Source organism: Mycobacterium sp. Soil_C_30, assembly GCF_057656995.1.
Genome location: NZ_JBDGJH010000023.1, coordinates 26,258 through 44,587, shown reverse-complemented (window position 1 = coordinate 44,587; position 18,330 = coordinate 26,258). Strand labels below are relative to the sequence as shown.

Annotated in this window: 18 protein-coding genes; 13 read left to right on the top strand and 5 right to left on the bottom strand. The window is 65.6% G+C overall.

The genetic code is table 11. The features are described 5' to 3' along the window. Window positions 1-13 precede the first annotated feature (13 nt). The 5 genes from AC3A6P_RS29820 to AC3A6P_RS29800 form a co-directional block, all read right to left on the bottom strand. Entirely contained in the window at window positions 14-445 is a 432-nt protein-coding gene (locus AC3A6P_RS29820) for a DUF5078 domain-containing protein (RefSeq protein WP_487690183.1), read from the bottom strand. Continuing rightward, complete coding sequence (locus tag AC3A6P_RS29815) at window positions 442-789, bottom strand: DUF732 domain-containing protein (protein ID WP_487695987.1); 348 nt, start codon at window positions 787-789, stop codon at window positions 442-444. Before AC3A6P_RS29815 ends, AC3A6P_RS29820 begins: the two co-directional genes overlap by 4 nt. Before the next feature lie 65 nt (window positions 790-854). Further along, complete coding sequence (locus tag AC3A6P_RS29810) at window positions 855-1,307, bottom strand: nitroreductase family deazaflavin-dependent oxidoreductase (RefSeq protein WP_487695986.1); 453 nt, start codon at window positions 1,305-1,307, stop codon at window positions 855-857. A gap of 10 nt (window positions 1,308-1,317) precedes the next feature. After that, the gene (locus AC3A6P_RS29805; protein WP_487695985.1) at window positions 1,318-1,707 is read right to left on the bottom strand and encodes a DUF8021 domain-containing protein; all 390 of its coding nucleotides are present in this window, start codon (window positions 1,705-1,707) and stop codon (window positions 1,318-1,320) included. Then, a complete protein-coding gene (locus AC3A6P_RS29800; RefSeq protein WP_487695984.1) occupies window positions 1,707-2,870 on the bottom strand; it encodes a steroid 3-ketoacyl-CoA thiolase in 1,164 nt (387 codons plus the stop codon). The genes AC3A6P_RS29805 and AC3A6P_RS29800 overlap by 1 nt, the downstream gene beginning before the upstream one ends. Window positions 2,871-2,992: 122 nt before the next feature. Here AC3A6P_RS29800 and AC3A6P_RS29795 point away from each other — a divergent pair, with 122 nt between their 5' ends. From AC3A6P_RS29795 to AC3A6P_RS29735, 13 genes are all read left to right on the top strand, one after another. Next, window positions 2,993-4,237 (top strand): cytochrome P450, encoded by a 1,245-nt coding sequence (locus AC3A6P_RS29795; protein WP_487695983.1) that lies wholly within the window; start codon window positions 2,993-2,995, stop codon window positions 4,235-4,237. Window positions 4,238-4,255: 18 nt separating this feature from the next. Further along, a complete protein-coding gene (locus AC3A6P_RS29790) occupies window positions 4,256-5,248 on the top strand; it encodes an acyl-CoA dehydrogenase family protein (RefSeq protein ID WP_487695982.1) in 993 nt (330 codons plus the stop codon). Next, on the top strand, window positions 5,248-6,411 hold the full coding sequence (gene fadE29 / locus AC3A6P_RS29785) for an acyl-CoA dehydrogenase FadE29 (RefSeq protein WP_487695981.1): 1,164 nt from the start codon (window positions 5,248-5,250) through the stop codon (window positions 6,409-6,411). Before AC3A6P_RS29790 ends, fadE29 begins: the two co-directional genes overlap by 1 nt. Then, on the top strand, window positions 6,408-7,364 hold the full coding sequence (locus AC3A6P_RS29780) for a bifunctional MaoC family dehydratase N-terminal/OB-fold nucleic acid binding domain-containing protein (protein WP_487695980.1): 957 nt from the start codon (window positions 6,408-6,410) through the stop codon (window positions 7,362-7,364). Before fadE29 ends, AC3A6P_RS29780 begins: the two co-directional genes overlap by 4 nt. Further along, on the top strand, window positions 7,361-7,765 hold the full coding sequence (locus AC3A6P_RS29775) for a MaoC family dehydratase (protein ID WP_487695979.1): 405 nt from the start codon (window positions 7,361-7,363) through the stop codon (window positions 7,763-7,765). The genes AC3A6P_RS29780 and AC3A6P_RS29775 overlap by 4 nt, the downstream gene beginning before the upstream one ends. Beyond that, on the top strand, window positions 7,762-8,925 hold the full coding sequence (locus AC3A6P_RS29770) for a lipid-transfer protein (RefSeq protein WP_487695978.1): 1,164 nt from the start codon (window positions 7,762-7,764) through the stop codon (window positions 8,923-8,925). Before AC3A6P_RS29775 ends, AC3A6P_RS29770 begins: the two co-directional genes overlap by 4 nt. Window positions 8,926-9,723: 798 nt before the next feature. Beyond that, on the top strand, window positions 9,724-10,464 hold the full coding sequence (locus AC3A6P_RS29765) for a LuxR C-terminal-related transcriptional regulator (RefSeq protein ID WP_487695977.1): 741 nt from the start codon (window positions 9,724-9,726) through the stop codon (window positions 10,462-10,464). A 449-nt stretch (window positions 10,465-10,913) separates the two neighbouring features. Next, window positions 10,914-12,062 (top strand): hypothetical protein, encoded by a 1,149-nt coding sequence (locus AC3A6P_RS29760; RefSeq protein WP_487695976.1) that lies wholly within the window; start codon window positions 10,914-10,916, stop codon window positions 12,060-12,062. Between the two features lie 125 nt (window positions 12,063-12,187). After that, complete coding sequence (locus AC3A6P_RS29755) at window positions 12,188-12,973, top strand: response regulator transcription factor (RefSeq protein ID WP_487695975.1); 786 nt, start codon at window positions 12,188-12,190, stop codon at window positions 12,971-12,973. 246 nt (window positions 12,974-13,219) lie between these two features. Continuing rightward, window positions 13,220-15,013 (top strand): glutamine--fructose-6-phosphate transaminase (isomerizing), encoded by a 1,794-nt coding sequence (glmS, locus tag AC3A6P_RS29750; RefSeq protein WP_487695974.1) that lies wholly within the window; start codon window positions 13,220-13,222, stop codon window positions 15,011-15,013. A gap of 75 nt (window positions 15,014-15,088) precedes the next feature. Continuing rightward, a complete protein-coding gene (locus AC3A6P_RS29745) occupies window positions 15,089-15,967 on the top strand; it encodes a glycosyltransferase family 2 protein (protein ID WP_487695973.1) in 879 nt (292 codons plus the stop codon). A gap of 23 nt (window positions 15,968-15,990) precedes the next feature. Further along, window positions 15,991-17,199, top strand: coding sequence for a glycosyltransferase (locus AC3A6P_RS29740; protein WP_487695972.1), 1,209 nt, complete (start codon window positions 15,991-15,993; stop codon window positions 17,197-17,199). Continuing rightward, window positions 17,196-18,329, top strand: a complete 1,134-nt coding sequence (locus tag AC3A6P_RS29735; protein ID WP_487695971.1) for a glycosyltransferase family 4 protein — start codon at window positions 17,196-17,198, stop codon at window positions 18,327-18,329. The genes AC3A6P_RS29740 and AC3A6P_RS29735 overlap by 4 nt, the downstream gene beginning before the upstream one ends. Window position 18,330: the final 1 nt, after the last annotated feature.

The window sequence follows — 18,330 nt, the reverse complement described above, 5'->3', positions numbered from 1 at the left end:
GCGGCGCAGGTGCCTACCAGGTCCAGACGGTCGGGTCCACCGGCGGGTAGGTCATGCAGACATCGGTGCCGTGGGCGACGACGCCCTTGTTGTTGAAGAACAGCTTGGCCCAGTTGGGCCAGTTCCACGCCAGCGTCTCGTAGAAGGCATTGGTGGCGGTTTCTTCCGAATATGCCCGCCGCCCCGCGTAATCCATGGAGAAGAACCAGGTGATGCGGTCGCGGGCCCACTTCTGCACATCGGGGGACTTGTTGTTGTAGTCGATGATGTAGCGCTCGTAGTACACCGGGTTGGTGTCGCGTACCGCGGCCATGTACTGGTCGACGGTGCAGGTGGTCTTGAGCATCCGGCTGGGGATGGGGTACTCGTCGGTGGCATCGGCGGCCGCCGGCGCTGCTGTGGTCACGAAGCCAACAGCCAAGGCCGCCAACAGGAAACGCTTCATCGCTGACTCCGTTGCTCGGCGGCGCGCTGCAGGACGGGCAGCTGGTCGGGGCAGTAGATGGGGATGCCGGCGCCGACGAACTGCCAGGCCTGATCGGTGGTGCTGCCCTTCTGCAGCTGGTCGTGGACGAACTTGGCCGAGGCGAAGGCATCCGCGTCGTGGCCGTTGCGCAGCCGCTTACACATGATCTTGCCGATCCAGGCGTTGAAATCCTTCTGCCCGTAGATCCCGAACGTGTGTAACTGCTCGGCGAACGCCTCATCGGGATCGGCATTGGCGACCGGGGCAAGGGCGAGGCTCAGTGCCGCGCCCGCGGCCAGTGCCGCCATCCGTACTCCACGCATGGTCGAATCTTAACGTAAACGATCTAAGTATTCAGCCGGCCATCAGGTTCGACGGCCCGACCCGATCACGGGTCGCAGATGACGATGGGGATCTTGCGGTCGGTGTAGGACCGGTAGGTCACGAAGTCGGGGTACATGGCGTCGAGTTTCGGCCAGTAATCGTCGCGTTCGGCATCGGTGGCCTCACGTGCCGTCAGCTTCAGCACCTCGTGCTTGGTCTGAAAAGTGACCTGCGGATTGGCTTTCAGATTCAGATACCACATCGGGTTGTTCGCGCGACCACCTTGGGAAGCCACCAGGACAATGCGTTTGCCCTCCTGCAGGAACAGCAGTGGGCTCTCGCGGGCCTCACCGCTCTTGCGTCCGATGGTGGTGAGAATGCCGACCGGTGCGCCGCGCAGGAACTTGTCGCCGAAGCGGCCGTTGGTCTTCTTGAAGATCCAGGTGTTGGCCCGCGACATCCACTTGATGATGGTGCCGGTCTGCTTGGAGTTCAGCGCGCGGGGCGGGTTGGCCATGATCGTCTACCTATTTCGTGAGAAACGGCGTTATGCCGGCACGGATCTGATGGATTTCGGGACGCTCGGTGTCGCCGGTGGCGGGGATGAGAAACGTCTCGTCTATCCGCGCACCTACCCGGCGGCCCGCGATGTTCGGTTTGGTGACGAGTTCGAACCGCGCCCGCACCTCATCACCGTTCACGGTGAACTCAGGTGCCGATGCCGAGGCGATGACACGGTACTGGACACCGCGATTCAGGCTGCGGCGCAGGTGATCTCCGGAGAAACCGGTCTTCAGCCCCACCTCGGTGCGGGTACACCCGGCGGCGAACGGAACGGCGTCGGCCCGGTGGCTCACCAGCGCATCGATATAGGCCTGGGCGGCCTCGATGCGCTGCGTGTCGGTGTAGCTCGGCACTAGATCCGCTCGATGATGGTGCCGGTCGAAAGAGCGCCACCGGCGCACATGGTGATCAGGGCGGTGCTCTTGTCTGTGCGTTCGAGTTCGTGCAGTGCCGTGGTGATCAGTCGGCTACCGGTGCTGCCCACCGGATGCCCCAGCGCGATGGCGCCGCCGTTGACGTTCACCCGGTCCATGTCCGGTTCGTGCACCCGGGCCCAGGACAGTACGACGGAGGCAAAGGCTTCGTTGATCTCGACGATGTCGATGTCGCCGATCTTCATCCCCGCCTTCTCCAGCACCTTGGCGGTGGACTGCACGGGTCCGTCCAGGTGGTAGTACGGCTCGGCGCCGACGAGCGCCTGGCTGACGATCCTGGCGCGCGGCTTCAGGCCCAGCGCACGGGCCTTGTCCTCATCCATCAGCAGGACGGCGGCGGCGCCGTCAGAGATCTGCGATGACGTTCCCGCGGTGTGGATGCCCCCCTCGAGCACAGGCCTCAGCGAGGCCAGACCCTCCAGCGTGGTGTCGCGCAGGCCCTGGTCCTTGCTCACGATGTGCCGATCGGCGGTCGGCTGTTTCTGCTCGTCGAGCACCGGCGCCTCGATACCGCTGATCTCGCGGTCGAAGCGACCCTCGGCCCAGGCCTGCTTGGCCTTCTGTTGGGACGCCAGCCCGAACGCGTCGATGTCCTCACGGGTGATGCCGCGCCGTTTGGCGATCCGCTCGGCGGCCTCGAACTGGTTGGGCATGTCGATGTCCCACGAGGCGGCGCGGATGGCGGCACGATCGGGTCCCGCATTGGCGCCGAGGCCCACCCGGCTCATCGCTTCGACACCGCAGGCGATGCCGATGTCGATGGCGCCCGCGGCGATCAGTCCCGCAACCAGGTGATTGGCCTGCTGACCGCTGCCGCACTGGCAGTCGACGGTGGTGGCGCCCACCTCTTCGGGCAGCCCGGCCGTCAGCCAGGCGACCCGGGTGATGTTGTTGGACTGTTCGCCGTACTGCGTGACGCAGCCACCGATCAGCTGCTCCACGTCCGAGCCTTCGATGCCGGCCTTGTCCACCAGTGCCTTCTGCACTGCACCCAACAATTCGGTGGCGTGGAGCCCGGAGAGCCAGCCGTTGCGCTTGCCGATGGGGCTGCGGGTGGCTTCGACGATCACAGGATTGCCCATGACAAGCAGGCTAGAACACGTTTCATTACTCTGACAAGCAGCGATGCCGCCGTGCCTTTCATCTGCGGTGGAGGCATGTTTTACTGGCACTAGAACACGTTGCATTTGAGGAGCGCACAACAATGCCAGGTCCTGATCTGAGCCCTATCGCCCCTGACTTCGACTTCCTCGACGCGAACCTCAACCTTGAGCGTCTGCCTGTCGAGGAGCTTGCCGAGTTGCGTAAGTCCGAGCCTATCCACTGGGTCGACGTGCCCGGCGGTACGGGCGGCTTCGGCGACAAAGGATATTGGTTGGTCACCAAGCATGCCGACGTCAAAGAGGTGTCCAAGCGCAACGACATCTTCGGCAGCTCTCCCGACGGTGCCATCCCGGTGTGGCCGCAGGGCATGGAACGCTCGGCGATCGATCTGCAGAAAGCCGTCCTGCTGAACATGGACGCGCCGCAGCACACCCGGCTGCGCAAGATCATCTCCCGTGGTTTCACCCCCCGCGCGGTGGGCCGGCTGGAGGACGAGCTGCGGGAGCGGGCCAGGAAGATCGCCGAGACGGCAGCCGCCGAAGGCTCCGGCGACTTCGTCGAGCAGGTGTCGTGCGAACTGCCGCTGCAAGCCATCGCCGGACTGCTGGGCGTGCCGCAGGAGGACCGCGACAAGCTCTTCCGGTGGTCGAATGAGATGACAGCCGGGGAGGATCCGGAGTACGCCGACATCGATCCGGCCATGTCCTCGTTCGAACTGATCACCTACGCCATGAAAATGGCGGAGGAGCGGGCGAAGAACCCGACCGACGACATCGTCACCACGCTCATCGAGGCGGATATCGACGGCGAGAAGCTCTCCGACGACGAGTTCGGCTTCTTCGTGGTCATGTTGGCGGTGGCAGGGAACGAGACCACACGCAACTCGATCACCCACGGCATGATCGCGTTCTCGCAGCACCCCGAGCAGTGGGAGCTGTACAAGAAGGAACGCCCGGAGACCGCGGCCGACGAGATCGTCCGCTGGGCCACCCCGGTGTCGGCCTTCCAGCGCACCGCGCTCGAGGACACCGAACTGGGCGGCATACAGATCAAGAAAGGCCAGCGCGTCGTGATGTCGTACCGCTCGGCCAATTTCGACGAAGAGGTGTTCGAGAACCCGCACAGCTTCGACATCACGCGCAGCCCCAACCCGCACGTCGGGTTCGGTGGCACAGGTGCGCACTACTGCATCGGCGCCAACCTGGCGAGGATGACCATCAATCTGATCTTCAACGCCGTCGCCGACGCCATGCCCGATCTGAAGCCGGCCGGTGAACCCGAACGGCTGATGTCGGGCTGGCTGAACGGCATCAAGCACTGGCAGGTTGACTACACCGGTAACTGAGGCTCAAGGAGGAGTCGGGTGGATTTCAGTCCAGACGAGGGTCAGCGGGCCGTCGCCGATGTGGTGACCTCGGTGCTCGAGCGTGAGAACACCTGGGAGGCCCTGGTGGCCGGTGGCGTGACAGCGCTGGGCGTCCCGGAACGCCTCGGCGGTGACGGGGTGGGGTTGGCGGAGATCGGGACCGCACTGACCGAGATCGGTCGTCACGGCACCACCGGGCCCGCGTTGGCCACCCTGGGGACCCTGCTGGCCGTCCTCGACCTGGCCTCAGCGGACCAGCAGGACCGGTATCTGGCCGACGTGCCCAAGGGTGCCGTGCTGACGGCGGCGCTCAATGAACCGGGCGCGGCGTTGCCGGACCGGCCGGGAGTCACCCTGAGTGGTGGCCGACTCCACGGTACGAAAGTCGGTGTGCCGTACTCAGATTCGGCGGCGTGGATTCTGGTGACCGCTGACACCGGAGTGGTGGTGGTCGCACCCACCGCCGACGGTGTGGAGGTCACCAGGACGCCGACGGCAAACGGCTCCGACGAGTTCGCGGTGACGTTCACCGACACCGAAGCCGACACCCTTTCGGATGCCACCGCGCACCGGGTGAATCAACTGGCGCTTGCCGCCACCGGCGCCTTCGCGGCCGGACTGGTGGCCGGCGCGTTGCGGCTGACAGCGGACTATGTGGCCCACCGGGAGCAGTTCGGCCGCCCGCTGTCGACCTTCCAGACCGTGGCGGCGCAATTGGCCGAGGTGTACATCGTCTCGCGCACCCTGGATCTGGCTTCGGTATCGGTGCTGTGGCGGCTCGCGGAGGGCCGTGATACCGACGATGATCTGGACGTACTCGGGTACTGGCTGACATCCCAGGCTCCACCGGTGATGCAGACCTGCCACCATCTGCACGGCGGTATGGGTATGGACATCACCTACCCGATGGATCGCTACTACTCGTCGATCAAAGACCTGAGCCGTCTGCTCGGCGGCCCGTCGCACCGTTTGGATCTCGTGGGAGCCTGATGTTCATCGATCTGACCCCGGAGCAGCGGCAACTGCAAGCCGAACTCCGGCAGTACTTCTCGACGCTGGTGTCGCCGGACGAGGCCAAGGCCATGGAGTCCGACCGCCACAACGAGGCCTACCGCGCCGTGATCAAGCGGATGGGGTCCGACGGCAAACTCGGCGTCGGATGGCCGAAGGAGTTCGGCGGCCTGGGTTTCGGGCCCGTCGAGCAGTCCATCTTCGTCAACGAGGCCGCCCGCGCGGACATCCCGCTGCCTGCCGTCACGTTGCAGACCGTGGGGCCGACGCTGCAGGTGTACGGCAACGAGGCGCAGAAGAAGAAGTTCCTGCCCGCCATCCTGGCCGGTGAGGTGCACTTCGCCATCGGCTACTCCGAGCCCGAGGCGGGCACCGACCTGGCGTCGCTGCGGACGTCGGCGGTCCGGCACGGTGACGAGTGGATCGTCAACGGCCAGAAGATCTGGACCACTGGTGCCCATGACGCCGACTACATCTGGCTGGCGGTGCGGACCGACCCGGAAGCGCCCAAGCACAAGGGAATTTCGATCCTCATCGTCGACACCAAGGATCCCGGTTACTCGTGGACGCCCATCATCCTCTCCGACGGCGCGCACCACACCAACGCCAGTTATTACAACGACGTCCGGGTGCCGGCCGACATGCTGGTCGGTGAGGAGAACGCGGGGTGGCGGTTGATCACCACCCAGCTCAACCACGAACGTGTGATGCTCGGACCGGCCGGGAAGGTCGCCGGAGTCTACGACCGCGTGCACGCGTGGGCCTCGAAACCGGGCAGCAACGGCGTCACACCCATCGAGAACATCAACGTCAAACGGGCTCTCGGGGAGATCCACGCGATCTACCGGATCAACGAGCTGCTGAACTGGCAGGTGGCCGCCGGCGGGGAGACCATCCAGGTGGCCGATGCCGCGGCCACGAAAGTCTTTTCCACGGAACGCATTCAGAAGGTGGGCCGGCTGGCCGAGGAGATCGTCGGCGCCTACGGAAACCCCGCCGACCCCGACACCGCCGAGCTGTTGAAGTGGCTGGACAGCCAGACCAAACGCAACCTGGTCATCACCTTCGGTGGCGGCGTCAACGAGGTCATGCGTGAGATGATCGCGGCGTCGGGCCTCAAGGTGCCGAGGGTGCCCCGGTGAGTACAGACGACCTGCGGCCGCGCATCGAGGAGATCAAGGCGGCCGGCAAGAGCGAGCCGCGCACCGGTCGAGATCCGGTCAACCAACCCATGATTCACCACTGGGTGGACGCCATCGGCGACAAGAATCCGATCTATGTCGACGACGAGGCCGCAAAGGCCGCTGGTCACCCTGGCATCGTCGCACCGCCCGCCATGATCCAGGTGTGGACCATGGGGGGTCTGGGTGAGGGCCGGTCCGACGACGACCCGCTGTCGAAGATGATGGCGCTGTTCGACGACGCCGGCTACGTCGGCGTCGTCGCCACCAACTGTGAGCAGACCTATCACCGGTATCTCCAGCCCGGTGAGCAGGTGACCATCCATGCCGACATCACCGACGTGGTGGGGCCCAAGCAGACTGCGTTGGGCGAGGGGTTCTTCATCAACCAGCTCATCACCTGGACGGTGGCCGGGGGCGAGCCGGTGGCCGAGATGAACTGGCGCATCATGAAGTTCAAGCCCCGGGCGGAGGGCAAGCCGGCGGTGCCGGCGGACCTCGATCCCGACAAGCTGATGCGGCCGGCGTCGTCGAAGGACACCAAGTTCTTCTGGGACGGCGTCAACGCCCACGAGCTGCGGATCCAGAAGCGGCCCGACGGCAGCCTGCAGCACCCGCCGGTGCCCGCGGTGTGGCTCGACAAGGAGCAGACCACCGACTACGTCGTTGCCAGCGGTAACGGCACGGTGTTCAGCTACGTCGTGCACCACGCGCCGAAGGTGCCGGGCCGCACCCTGCCGTTCGTGATCGCGCTGGTCGAACTCGAGGAAGGGGTGCGTATGCTGGGTGAGCTCCGTGGCATCGAACCCGACGATGTGAAGATCGGATTGCCAGTGCGCGCAACGTATCTCGACTTTCCGGACAGTGATGTCAGTCCCGCCTGGACGCTGTACGCCTGGGAGCCGGTCGGATGAGCGCACCGGTTGTGGCGGTCGGCACCAGACTCCCGGAACTCGAGATCTACGGCGACCCCACATTCATCGTCTCCACGGCGATCGCGACGCGCGATTACCAGGACGTGCACCACGACCGCGATAAGGCCCAGGCGAAGGGGTCCAAGGACATCTTCGTCAACATCCTCACCGACACCGGTCTGGTTCAGCGTTACATCACCGACTGGGCGGGGCCTGCGGCGCGCGTCAGGTCCATCGGGCTGCGTCTCGGGGTGCCGTGGTACGCCTACGACACCATCGTGTTCACCGGTGAGGTCACCGCCGTCGACGACGATGTGGTCACCCTCGATGTCACCGGCACCAACAGCCTGGGCAAGCACGTCATCGCCACGGCCACACTGACTCTGGGAGCAGACTCATGACCGGCCTGTCCGGCAAGGCGGCCATCGTCGGTATCGGCGCCACCGACTTCTCCAAGAACTCCGGCCGCAGCGAGTTGCGCCTGGCCGCCGAAGCGGTGCTGGACGCGCTCGACGACGCCGGCCTCTCGCCGGCTGACGTCGACGGGCTGGTCACCTTCACCATGGACTCCAATCTCGAGACCGCTGTGGCCCGCGCCACCGGCGTCGGAGACCTGAAGTTCTTCAGCCAGATCGGCTATGGCGGCGGCGCCGCGGCGGCGACGGTGCAGCAGGCCGCCCTGGCCGTTGCCACCGGGGTGGCCGAAGTCGTGGTGGCCTACCGGGCTTTCAACGAGCGCTCGGAATTCCGCTTCGGCCAGGTGATGACGGGCCTGACCGTCAACGCCGATTCCCGCGGAGTGGAGTACAGCTGGTCCTACCCCCACGGGCTGAGCACACCGGCCGCCTCGGTAGCCATGATCGCGCAGCGCTACATGCACGAATATGGCGCCACCAGCGCGGATTTCGGTGCGGTATCAGTGGCCGATCGCAAGCACGCCGCGAACAACCCCAAGGCGCATTTCTTCGGTAAGCCGATCACCATCGAGGATCACCAGAACTCGCGGTGGATCGCCGAGCCGCTACGGCTGCTGGACTGCTGTCAGGAAACCGACGGCGGTGTGGCCATCGTGGTCACCACCGCCGAGCGCGCCAAGGACCTCAGACACCGGCCGGCGGTCATCGAAGCGGCGGCCCAGGCCGCCGGCGCCGACCAGTTCACCATGTACTCGTACTACCGCGACGAGCTGGGATTGCCCGAGATGGGACTGGTGGGACGGCAGTTGTGGGGCCAGTCGGGTCTGGAACCGGCCGATATCCAGACGGCCATCCTCTATGACCATTTCACTCCGTACACCCTGATCCAGCTCGAGGAGCTGGGGTTCTGCGGCAAGGGTGAGGCCAAGGACTTCATCGCCGGCGGCGCGATCGAGCTCGGTGGCCGGCTCCCCATCAACACCCATGGCGGCCAGCTCGGTGAGGCGTACATCCACGGCATGAACGGCATCGCCGAGGGCGTCAGACAGTTGCGTGGGACGTCGGTGAATCAGGTCGACGATGTCGAGCATGTGCTTGTCACCGCCGGTACCGGCGTCCCGACCTCCGGTCTGATCCTGGGCTGAGCGTGACTCGGCCCAGGTCGAGGCGTCAAACAAGTCGGAGCTCGGCCTGGGTGTCACTCGACCCGGGACGAATACGTCGAACAACTCCGAGCTGGGGCTAGGTGTCACTGCACCCAGGTCGGGGCCATCAAACATGTCCGAGCCGGGGCGCAGCGTCACTCCGAACCAGACCGCGGGCGTCGAACATGGCCCAGCCTGGGCGGCGACGCACTCTGGCGTCTGTTAGCAACATTCACTCAACACTCATCTGCCGCGATAGCAACATCTGAATCGGGGTCCCACCAGTGCGCCCGGCCCCACTCGGTGAGGCTGCGGGGGCGCTCGCGTGGGCGCGCGGAGTTACCTGCAAGTGCAAGTATGGCAAACTTTTTGGAGGCCGGGTCGACCGTCGGTACCGCCGGTGTCAATTAGCCACGGATGTCGCTTTTTGTGGTGATACCAAGAGGCTTACCAGCGGATTCTTAGGAAAAATTGCGCCGAACGAAGGGCGATCCTCAGTTTGCCTGACGCCAGACGGCGGCGCCGTGGGCGGCACCTTCGATTCAAGATCGATTTTGGCAAAGTTTTCGGCGAACCAAAAAATCTCTGCATTAACGTGACAATTGCCCGGTCACGTGGTCACAATGGGTGTTGCATGTAGGCCACCGCATGCGGATCCAGTAACGGGGAGGGTGGTATGGCGATCGAGCCACACAGTGGTCTTAGGCACTGGCAAACATCAAGACGGGGCGTGATTCGGTGGGGGTTCTAGCGCAGACACCGTTGTCGGCACACGGAGAGGCTCGACAGAGCAACCACGTGAGCCTTCCTAACGGTCTTGGCGGAGTTTCTAGTTGGCATTTGCCGCATCGCGCACCTGCGCTGCAGGCGCAACCAAACATGGTCGTGGGGCCCGCGGAGGCGCTTCGTGCCGCCCGTGTGCTGATCGTCGACGACTGCACGCTGCACCGGGACAACCTGGCCGCACTCATTGCCGTCAACGGCGCGGCCGAGGTCAGCACCGCCTGGGACCTGCCGACGCTGATCGGCGCCGTTCGAGATCGTTCGCCCAGCATCATGCTGCTGAATGTGGCGACGCTCGACAGCGCCATGTTGTTACGCGCGGCTCGTGAGATAGCACCCGATGTCCGTGTCATCGTCCTGGGGGTCTCCGAGGACGATGAATCCGGCATCGTGGCCTGCGCTGAGGCGGGCGCTGCGGGCTATCACACGCGGGCTGAGTCCATCGAGGACCTGCTCACGCTGGTCACCAAGGTCGACGCCGGCGAGTCGGTGTGTTCTCCGCGGGTGTCTGCGATTCTGCTTCGTAGGCTCTCGGCGCTGGCGTCCCGACGTCCGGTCGCCCCCGAGGAGTTGGTTCTCACGGCGCGCGAGGCGGAGATTCTCAGGTTTCTCCAACTCGGCCTGTCCAATCGTGAGATTGCCGAGCAACTCTGCATTGCCGTGCACACCGTGAAGAACCACGTACACAGCCTGCTGACCAAGCTCGGTGTGAACACCCGAGGGCAGGCGGCAGCGCTCGCTCACTCCATGCAGTAAAGCCGTAGCCAGCACACCGTCACGCCTTGAGGGCGTCGTCCCGTAACCATGTCCGGGCACGCCCCACGGCGCATCGGCAAAGTGGCTACCGCTCAGTCGATCTGACGTCCCGAGCAAGTGCGCGTTCATGAATGCATCTGTTTAGCGCAAACTGGCGTACTGCCGCCGACCGCCGCGGAATCGTGCCGTTCGCAAACGGAAATCGGTGGCGTACAACAGGACTAGTCCGACACGCTGCGAAGGACTAGATCCGATACCTGCCGGCATGGATCCGATGACCTTCGAGTGGAATCCGCGGGTAACCAGAACGTGTCATTTGTCTGGGACAATCCCCGCTCAACACCACGTCAGCGGACTTGCGCTCAATCGGCGGACTAGGTCCTCGGCAACATGAAATTGGCTCCGATGGCCCATATACGCGCACGTGCTCGGGGGTCGATAGTGGATCAATGGGAGATGAGCGGCCGACGGCGGACACGGGGCTTCCGCAATACCGGGCCCCGGGCAAGCGCGCTGCGGGACAGCGACACCGGACGAAGGTGTGGGAAGCCCTCATCGTGACAACCGGTTTGGCGCTCAGCACCGCGTTGTACCCGCTACCGGCTATCGCTCCCCTTCTGGAGCTCTCGCCGCCGAAGTACGAGACCTCGGACTTCCCTGCGCTCGTCCGATCGGCCGTCGCCAACCGGCGCATCGCCGAGGCATCGGGACGCGCGTCGAATCTGACGGACATCGTCGAAGTCATCGACAACGACGTGCTGGTCCTGCGCACGGATACCCTGCTGGAACTGGTGAATACGCGTGGGTTGCCCGACACTGCGAGGTCTCTCGAGCTTCTCAGGTCGTTCCAATCGCTTACTCAGGGACACCCTCTCGCTCTCTCGGGCGGTGGCGGTGGCGGTGGGACCACGGTGAACGTCCCCTCCACCACCTTGCCCGAGCTGTGGACGCTTCTCGAACTGCTGCTCGAGGCATTGCCCACCTCGGCGAATCACCAGCTGGCGGCGGTACTGACGGAACTCCTGCCGCTGCTTGCTCAATCGCTGGGACTGTCAGGCCCGCCGGGCGTCCCACCGCTGGACACCAAGGTGTTCACCCAAGACGAATCAACGGTGCACGCACCGCTACCGCAGCTGACGGTGACTCCCACCGCCGTGCCCGATCCAACCACGCAGGCGCCGACCAAGCCCGCCGATGCACCCCCCCAGGCGCCTGCGCCGGCGCAGTCTGCGGTGCCCGCTCCCACTGCCACTCCGACAGAAGCTCCCATACCGGCGCCGCCGCCGACGGTGGAGACGCCTACCAGTTCGGAGGCTCCGCCGACCGAATCAGCGGGGACACCTACCGCCAGCCCCACCGCGGAACCCACCAGCACGCCGACCGCGCCGAGCACCCCGAGCTCGACACCATCCGACAACGGTTCCGGGCCAACGGATGTGACGGAACCAGAAGATGACCGGGAGACGACGTCGGGGACACCGTCGCAGCCCGATGACGACGACGAGGAGCCGGCCAGCGAGCCGCCGAAGTCGTCAGAGGACAAACCGTCCGAGCCCAATGACAAGCCCGACAACGAGAACTCGGCGCCGGGAAGCTGAATCACACCGCCGGGTGCGGTGATCCGGGGATCGTCTGCGATGTCCACCAACGCGAGTCCATTCGGAAAGTGTGGGGGGTCGATGACCGAGCGAAGCGAGTGGCCGTACTCCGCAGGCGGTGCGCCGTGTCTCACACTGACGTGAAGCGTTGGAACGAAGGCCCGGACAGTCCGCGCGGCTGGGGCTCACCACCACGGGATGAGCGTGACGCGGCGACGGCCTGGTCACAGGTGGCCAGTCAAGGGCCCCCGCTCGACGAGCGGATCTTGATCATCGATGACTGCACGCTGTTCCGGGAGAATCTGGCGGCGGTCTTCGTCCTCAACGGGTTCCCGCCACCCCACAGTGCGTGGGACCTCGCCTCCCTGGTCCCGGCACTTCAGGACGACGGGGTGCGAATTGTGCTCGTGAACATGGCCACTCGGGGCCGGCACCTGTTGTTGAGGGCGGCGATGGACATCAACCCGAATCTTCGTGTCATCGCGTTCGGTGCCTCGGAGGAGGACGAGGCCGAGATCGTCGCGTGCGCAGAAGTGGGTGTTGTCGGATACCACGTGCGGACCGACTCTCTGAAAGACCTGATCGCGCTGGTGCATGCGGTAGCTAACGGAATGTCCTCCTGCCCACCTCGCATCGCGGCAATCTTGTTGCGGCGGCTTTCCTCGCTTGCTCTGGCACCCCAGTCGAGCGACCGGGATCCAGCCCTGACAGCGCGCGAGATCCAGATCCTGAGGATGCTCGAACTGGGTCGCTCAAATCGGGATATCGCTGTGCAGCTGGGAATTGCGGTACACACCGTCAAGAACCATGTCCACAACCTGTTGACCAAGCTCGGAGTGAACACCAGGGCCGAGGCCGCGGCACTCTCGCGGGCGATGCGCGTAGACCGTGGATCCCCACGGCAGAACTAGACCGCGAACTAGGCAAATTTCGCTCGGATTACCCATGTACGAAAACGTTGCGGAAGCCGATAGTTATGGAGTGTCAGCGAAGTCGGAACCAGCCCGGTGTAATCGCCTGCTGGCGAACGGTTTAGGCGTTCACCAGTCCGAGTACCGGAGCGCGTACAGGCGGAACCGATGCTCCCGGTTCGGGGCATGGCGGGTTCTGAACAACAGGTCGTTCAATTTGGGGCACAGCGATCCGAGGTGGAACTGATGTGCGGCATCATCGCGTGCCGAACCAACGGTCCCGCAGTCGATTACCTGGTCCAGGCGCTACGCCGGCTCGAGTATCGCGGATACGACTCGGCCGGTGTCGCCATCCAGACCACCCGGGGCGACGTGGCCAGGGTGCGCACCGTCGGGCGGGTCGGCGCACTCGACAAGGCGTTGACAGACTGGTCCGGACCGGAGCTCGACGGCGTGGGGATCGGTCATACGCGTTGGGCCACACACGGAGCGGTGAGCGTCGACAACACGCACCCGCACACCGATTGCACCGGACGAATCCATCTGGTGCACAACGGAATCATCACCAATGCAGGTCTGCTCGAGCGTGCACTCCAGACGTCCGGGCACCACTTCACCTCGACCGTCGACAGTGAAGTCCTGTGTCACCTCATCGAAGACCAGCTCGTGGTTTCCGGTGACCTCCTCGACGCCGTGCATGCCGCCCTCGAACCGATCGAGGGATCCTGGGCGCTGGCGGTGCTGGAAGAGGGAACCGGCCGCGTCGTGGTGGCCGCAAAACAATCCCCGTTACTCGTCGCGCGCACTTCCTGGGGGGTCTTCGCGGCCAGCGACATTGCGGCGCTTGCCGACTGGGTGGAGGAGTTCCAGGTCCTCGAAGACGGTGACGTCATGGAGCTCAGCGCTGTCGAGAGTGTGCCGGCGCGCCGCATGAGCTCCTCGAGGCGGCGCCCGTTGACGGCACGCTGTACCTGGCGCGCTGCTGACACCGGTCTCAACGGCCATGCGGACTACATGGCCAAGGAGATCGACGAGCAGCCCGCGGCGGTGGCCAGGGTGCTCGACGAGTTCGGCGGGGGTATCGCCAACGGCGGGCTCTGGCGCGACCTGGGGATGGCGCCGTTCGAGCGTCTGCAGGTGATCGGTTGCGGCACATCGATCAATGCCGGCATGGTGATCAGCAATGTGGTCCGCGCTCTCGGTGGATTGCCCGCGCATGTCACCGTGGCGAGTGAAGCCGCGGGCGAGATCCTGGAGCGGGGCACACTCCAACTGGCGATCAGCCAGTCGGGCGAAACCGCCGACGTCCTCAATGCTGTGGCCGCTCCCTTGGGGGAGGGGCGGCCACTCCTGGCGCTCACCAACAGCGGGCATTCGACGCTGGCGAGGCGAGCCGATGCGGTGATGGCCTGTATGGCAGGTCCTGAGATCGGGGTGGCGGCCACAAAGACCTTCATCTGCCAGATCGTTGCCGGCACCGCGGTGATGATCTCGGCACTGGTGGCGATGGATCGCCTCAGCACCACGCTGGCCGGTCCAGCGGTGGATGCCCTGCGGGGCCTCCCGGACCGCCTGGCCGCCGCCGCCACGGTGGCCAAGTGCGTAATCCCGACGCTCGCAGACGAATTGGTCACCGCAAGCGGCGTGATCTTCCTCGGTCGGGGTGCCGGTCTTCCCTACGCGGCCGAAGGTGCGCTCAAGCTCAAGGAACTCACCTACCGATGGGCCGAGCACTACCCCGCGGGAGAACTCAAGCACGGACCGCTGGCGCTGGTCGACCCGGGCACGCCCGTCGTCGTGGTGGACAACGGCGACCCGAAGCTGCGCGCCAATGTCGCCGAGGTGGAAACGCGCGGGGGCCGCATCATCAGCATCGGTGGTCCGGGCAGCACTGTCGCTGTGGTGGAGCCGGACGCACAGCCCTGGGGGCCGGTCGAGAGCGCGATTCCGCTGCAGATCCTGGCCCGCAATCTGGCCTTGGCATTGGGTCGGGACGTGGACAAGCCACGGAACCTGGCCAAGTCCGTGACCGTGGAGTGAGCCGATGAGTCAGCTGCACAGCCCTTTTCCCATACTTCCAAAGACACTAGAGATCAACACAATTGGGGGAATGCCATGAGCGACCTACAGATCAACAACGGGCGGCAAAACCACCGGCTTCCAGACGGTTTGGCCGTCGCCGCGGCCAGAGCACATGTCGATTACACGGCCGAGGTGCTCAATGACGGTAGGAAGCAGACCAATTCGGTGAGCCTGGTCATCCCGGTCAGGAACGAGGCGCGCAACATCGCCTGGGTCCTCGAGCAGATCACCGATGACGTCGACGAGATCATCCTGGTGGACGGGGGGTCCACCGACGCCACACTCATCACCGCCTGCCGGGCGCGTCCCGATGTCCGGGTCGTCGACCAGGAGGGTGTGGGGAAGGGTTCCGCGCTGCGGACGGGTTTCATGGCCGCCACCGGCGACATCATCGTGATGATGGACGCCGACGGCAGCATGCTGCCCCAGGAGATCCGCCACTACCTCCACTTCCTGTCCAATGGTTACGATTTCGTCAAAGGTTCGCGGTTCATCGCCGGCGGGGGGTCGCTGGACATCACGCGACTGCGGCGGCTGGGCAACCGGTTCCTTCTGGCAGTGTTCAATTCGCTGTACGACGCCGAGTTGACCGATCTCTGTTACGGGTTCTGCGCGTTCCACCGTCGATACCTCGAGCACCTCGGCTTGGCGGCGACGGGCTTCGAGATCGAGGCGGAGATGACCGTCCAGGCCGTGCACAGCGGACTGAGGATCGCCGAGGTGCCCAGTCTGGAACTGCCGCGGCGCACGGGCAAGTCCAACCTGCACGTGGTCCGGGACGGCACCCGGGTGTTGGTGACGGTCTTGCGGGGCCGGCGAACGGGGTTGACGGGGCGGTTGGCACAGGCTTTGCTCAACCGCCGACGCACGGACTCTCCGGCGGGGCCGGCGATCGCTCGGCGGCCGGCGTGAGTGGACGCGCCCCTGCTGGTCCCATGGTTCTGGTGGTCGGTCCCGGCGACCGATTCCTTTCGGGGATAAGCTATTACACCTCACTGCTCGCGGCTGCTCTGGGCACCCGCGGAGCGGTGTCGATGCTGTTGCTTCGCAGGATCTGCCCCCGCGCAGCGTATCCCGGTCGGGCGCGCGTCGGTCGCACAGACGGGACACTGAAGTATCCCAAGGTCCCCGTTTTCAACGGATTGGATTGGTACTGGGGGGCATCGGCCCTGCGCGCGCTGCGCTTCTGGCGACGTGCCCGCCCCACTGTCGTGGTTCTCCAGTGGTGGACAGGCACGGTGCTGCACAGCTACCTCGTCATCGCCTGGCTGGCCAAGCGGGTGGGCGCGCGGCTGGTGGTGGAATTCCACGAGGTTCAGGACGTCGGCGAGGCCCGTCTGCCGTTGGCGAAGGCGTACGCGGGGGCAGGAATGCGGTTCCTGTTGAGCCGAACCGATGCCGTGGTGGTGCATTCAGAGTTCGACCGACGCGCTGTTCTGGACGCCTATCCGCAGTTGGCCCAGACACCTCTCGAGGTGATCCCACACGGCCCCTACGCGCAATACAAGGCACCGCCGGCACGCGTACGCATTCCCGGCGAGCCGGTGCGGCTGCTGACCTTCGGGGTGGTGCGCCCCTACAAGGGCCATAGCGAGATCGCCGCGGCGGTGCGGCTGCTCACCGCGGCGGGGGTGGACGTCCACGTGACCGTCGTAGGGGAGGTCTGGCAGGGCTACCGGGCACCGCTGGACCAGCTCGCATCGATCCTCCCGGAGAACCGCCTCACCATTGTCGACCGGTACGTCGCCGATGCCGAGGTCCCGGGATTCTTCGCCGCCGCGGACATGGTGGTGCTTCCGTACCGCCGCTCGTCGGCGTCCGGACCGCTGCACATTGCGATGAGCTGCGGCTTACCGGTGGTCACCACCGCCGTCGGAGGCCTTGTCGAAGCGGCGGCCGACTATTCGGGGGCGGTACTGGTGGCGCCCGGGGACCCGGTGGATCTGGCCGAGGGGATCCGCAAGGCTCTTCCGCTGGTGGGGCTGTCGCATACCGACCCGCACACATGGTCTCGTACGGCAGAGCGCTACGAGCGCCTGCTGTGCCGGATAGACGCCGGCTGGTCCGCACCCGAGCCCGAGGCCGCGCCCGCCGGAACGCCGACAGCGAGGCGTGCGCATCGCGTGACGGGGGTCTTCGTGTGACACACCCGCGGATCGGTGTCATCGTGCCGCGTTTCGCCCCGTTTCGCGGTGGTGTCGAGACCTACACCGCACAGGCAGCGGCGGCCTTGGCCGCCAAGGGCGCCGAGGTGACCGTCGTGACACAGGTTCCTCGGCATTCCGAACTGCCGGTGTCGGAAGCCCGGGACGGATACACCGTTGAGCGACACCGTCTTCCGTTGAGAGATGTGTTCGACGTGCCTTCGGCGGCTGCGGTGCGCGCCGCGTGGCGGCCGAACCGTTTCGACGTCATGTGGCTGCACAGCTATCACACTCCGCTGGCCTGGCTGGCCTCACAGCGGGCGACGGCCCCGGTTGTCCTCACCCCGCATTACCACGGCGGTGGCCACACTCCCCTTCGGCAGGCGTTACACCGGCCTTACCGCCCCGCCGGGCGCCGGCTGATGGCGATGAGTCGGCGCATCGTGGTGGACACCGAAGCCGAAGCCGACTTGGTGGCCAGGGATTTCCCGGACCAGGCGGGTGGATCGAAGATCGCCGTGGTGCCGTTGGGAGTCGCGGATCCCGTGTGTGGGCAGGAACCGGCGAATGTCGGCGAGATCCCCCTGGTCCTGACGGTTGCCAGGCAGGAGCAGTACAAGCGCACCGACGTCCTGGTGCGCGCGATGGTCGAACTGCGTGACCGTGCCGTACCGGCCAGGCTCGTCGTGGTCGGCGACGGGCCCGCGCTGGCTGATATCGCGCGGCTCGTCACGAGCTTGCGTGCAGACGGTGTGGTGACCATTGCGGGTGCGGTCGACGAGGACGTCCTGCGGCGATGGTGGGCCTCGGCCGATGTGTACGCGACGGCGAGTACCCGCGAGGCATTCGGCATCGGATTCGCGCAGGCCCTGGTGGCCGGACTGCCGGTCGTCGCCAGCGACATCCCGGCCCATCGGGAGGTGACGCGCCTGGCCGGGACCGCTGCCCAGGTGCGCCTGTGCGGCATCGACGGGCCTGAGCCCGATCATGCCCTGCACTACGCCGACGCCATCGCCGCCGTGCTCGCGGACCCGGGATCACGCAGCGAGCGTGCCGCCCGGTGCACGCTGCCCAGCGTCGACGAGATGGCGGATCAGCTGTTCGACACGCTCACCTCGGTCCTGCGGTGAG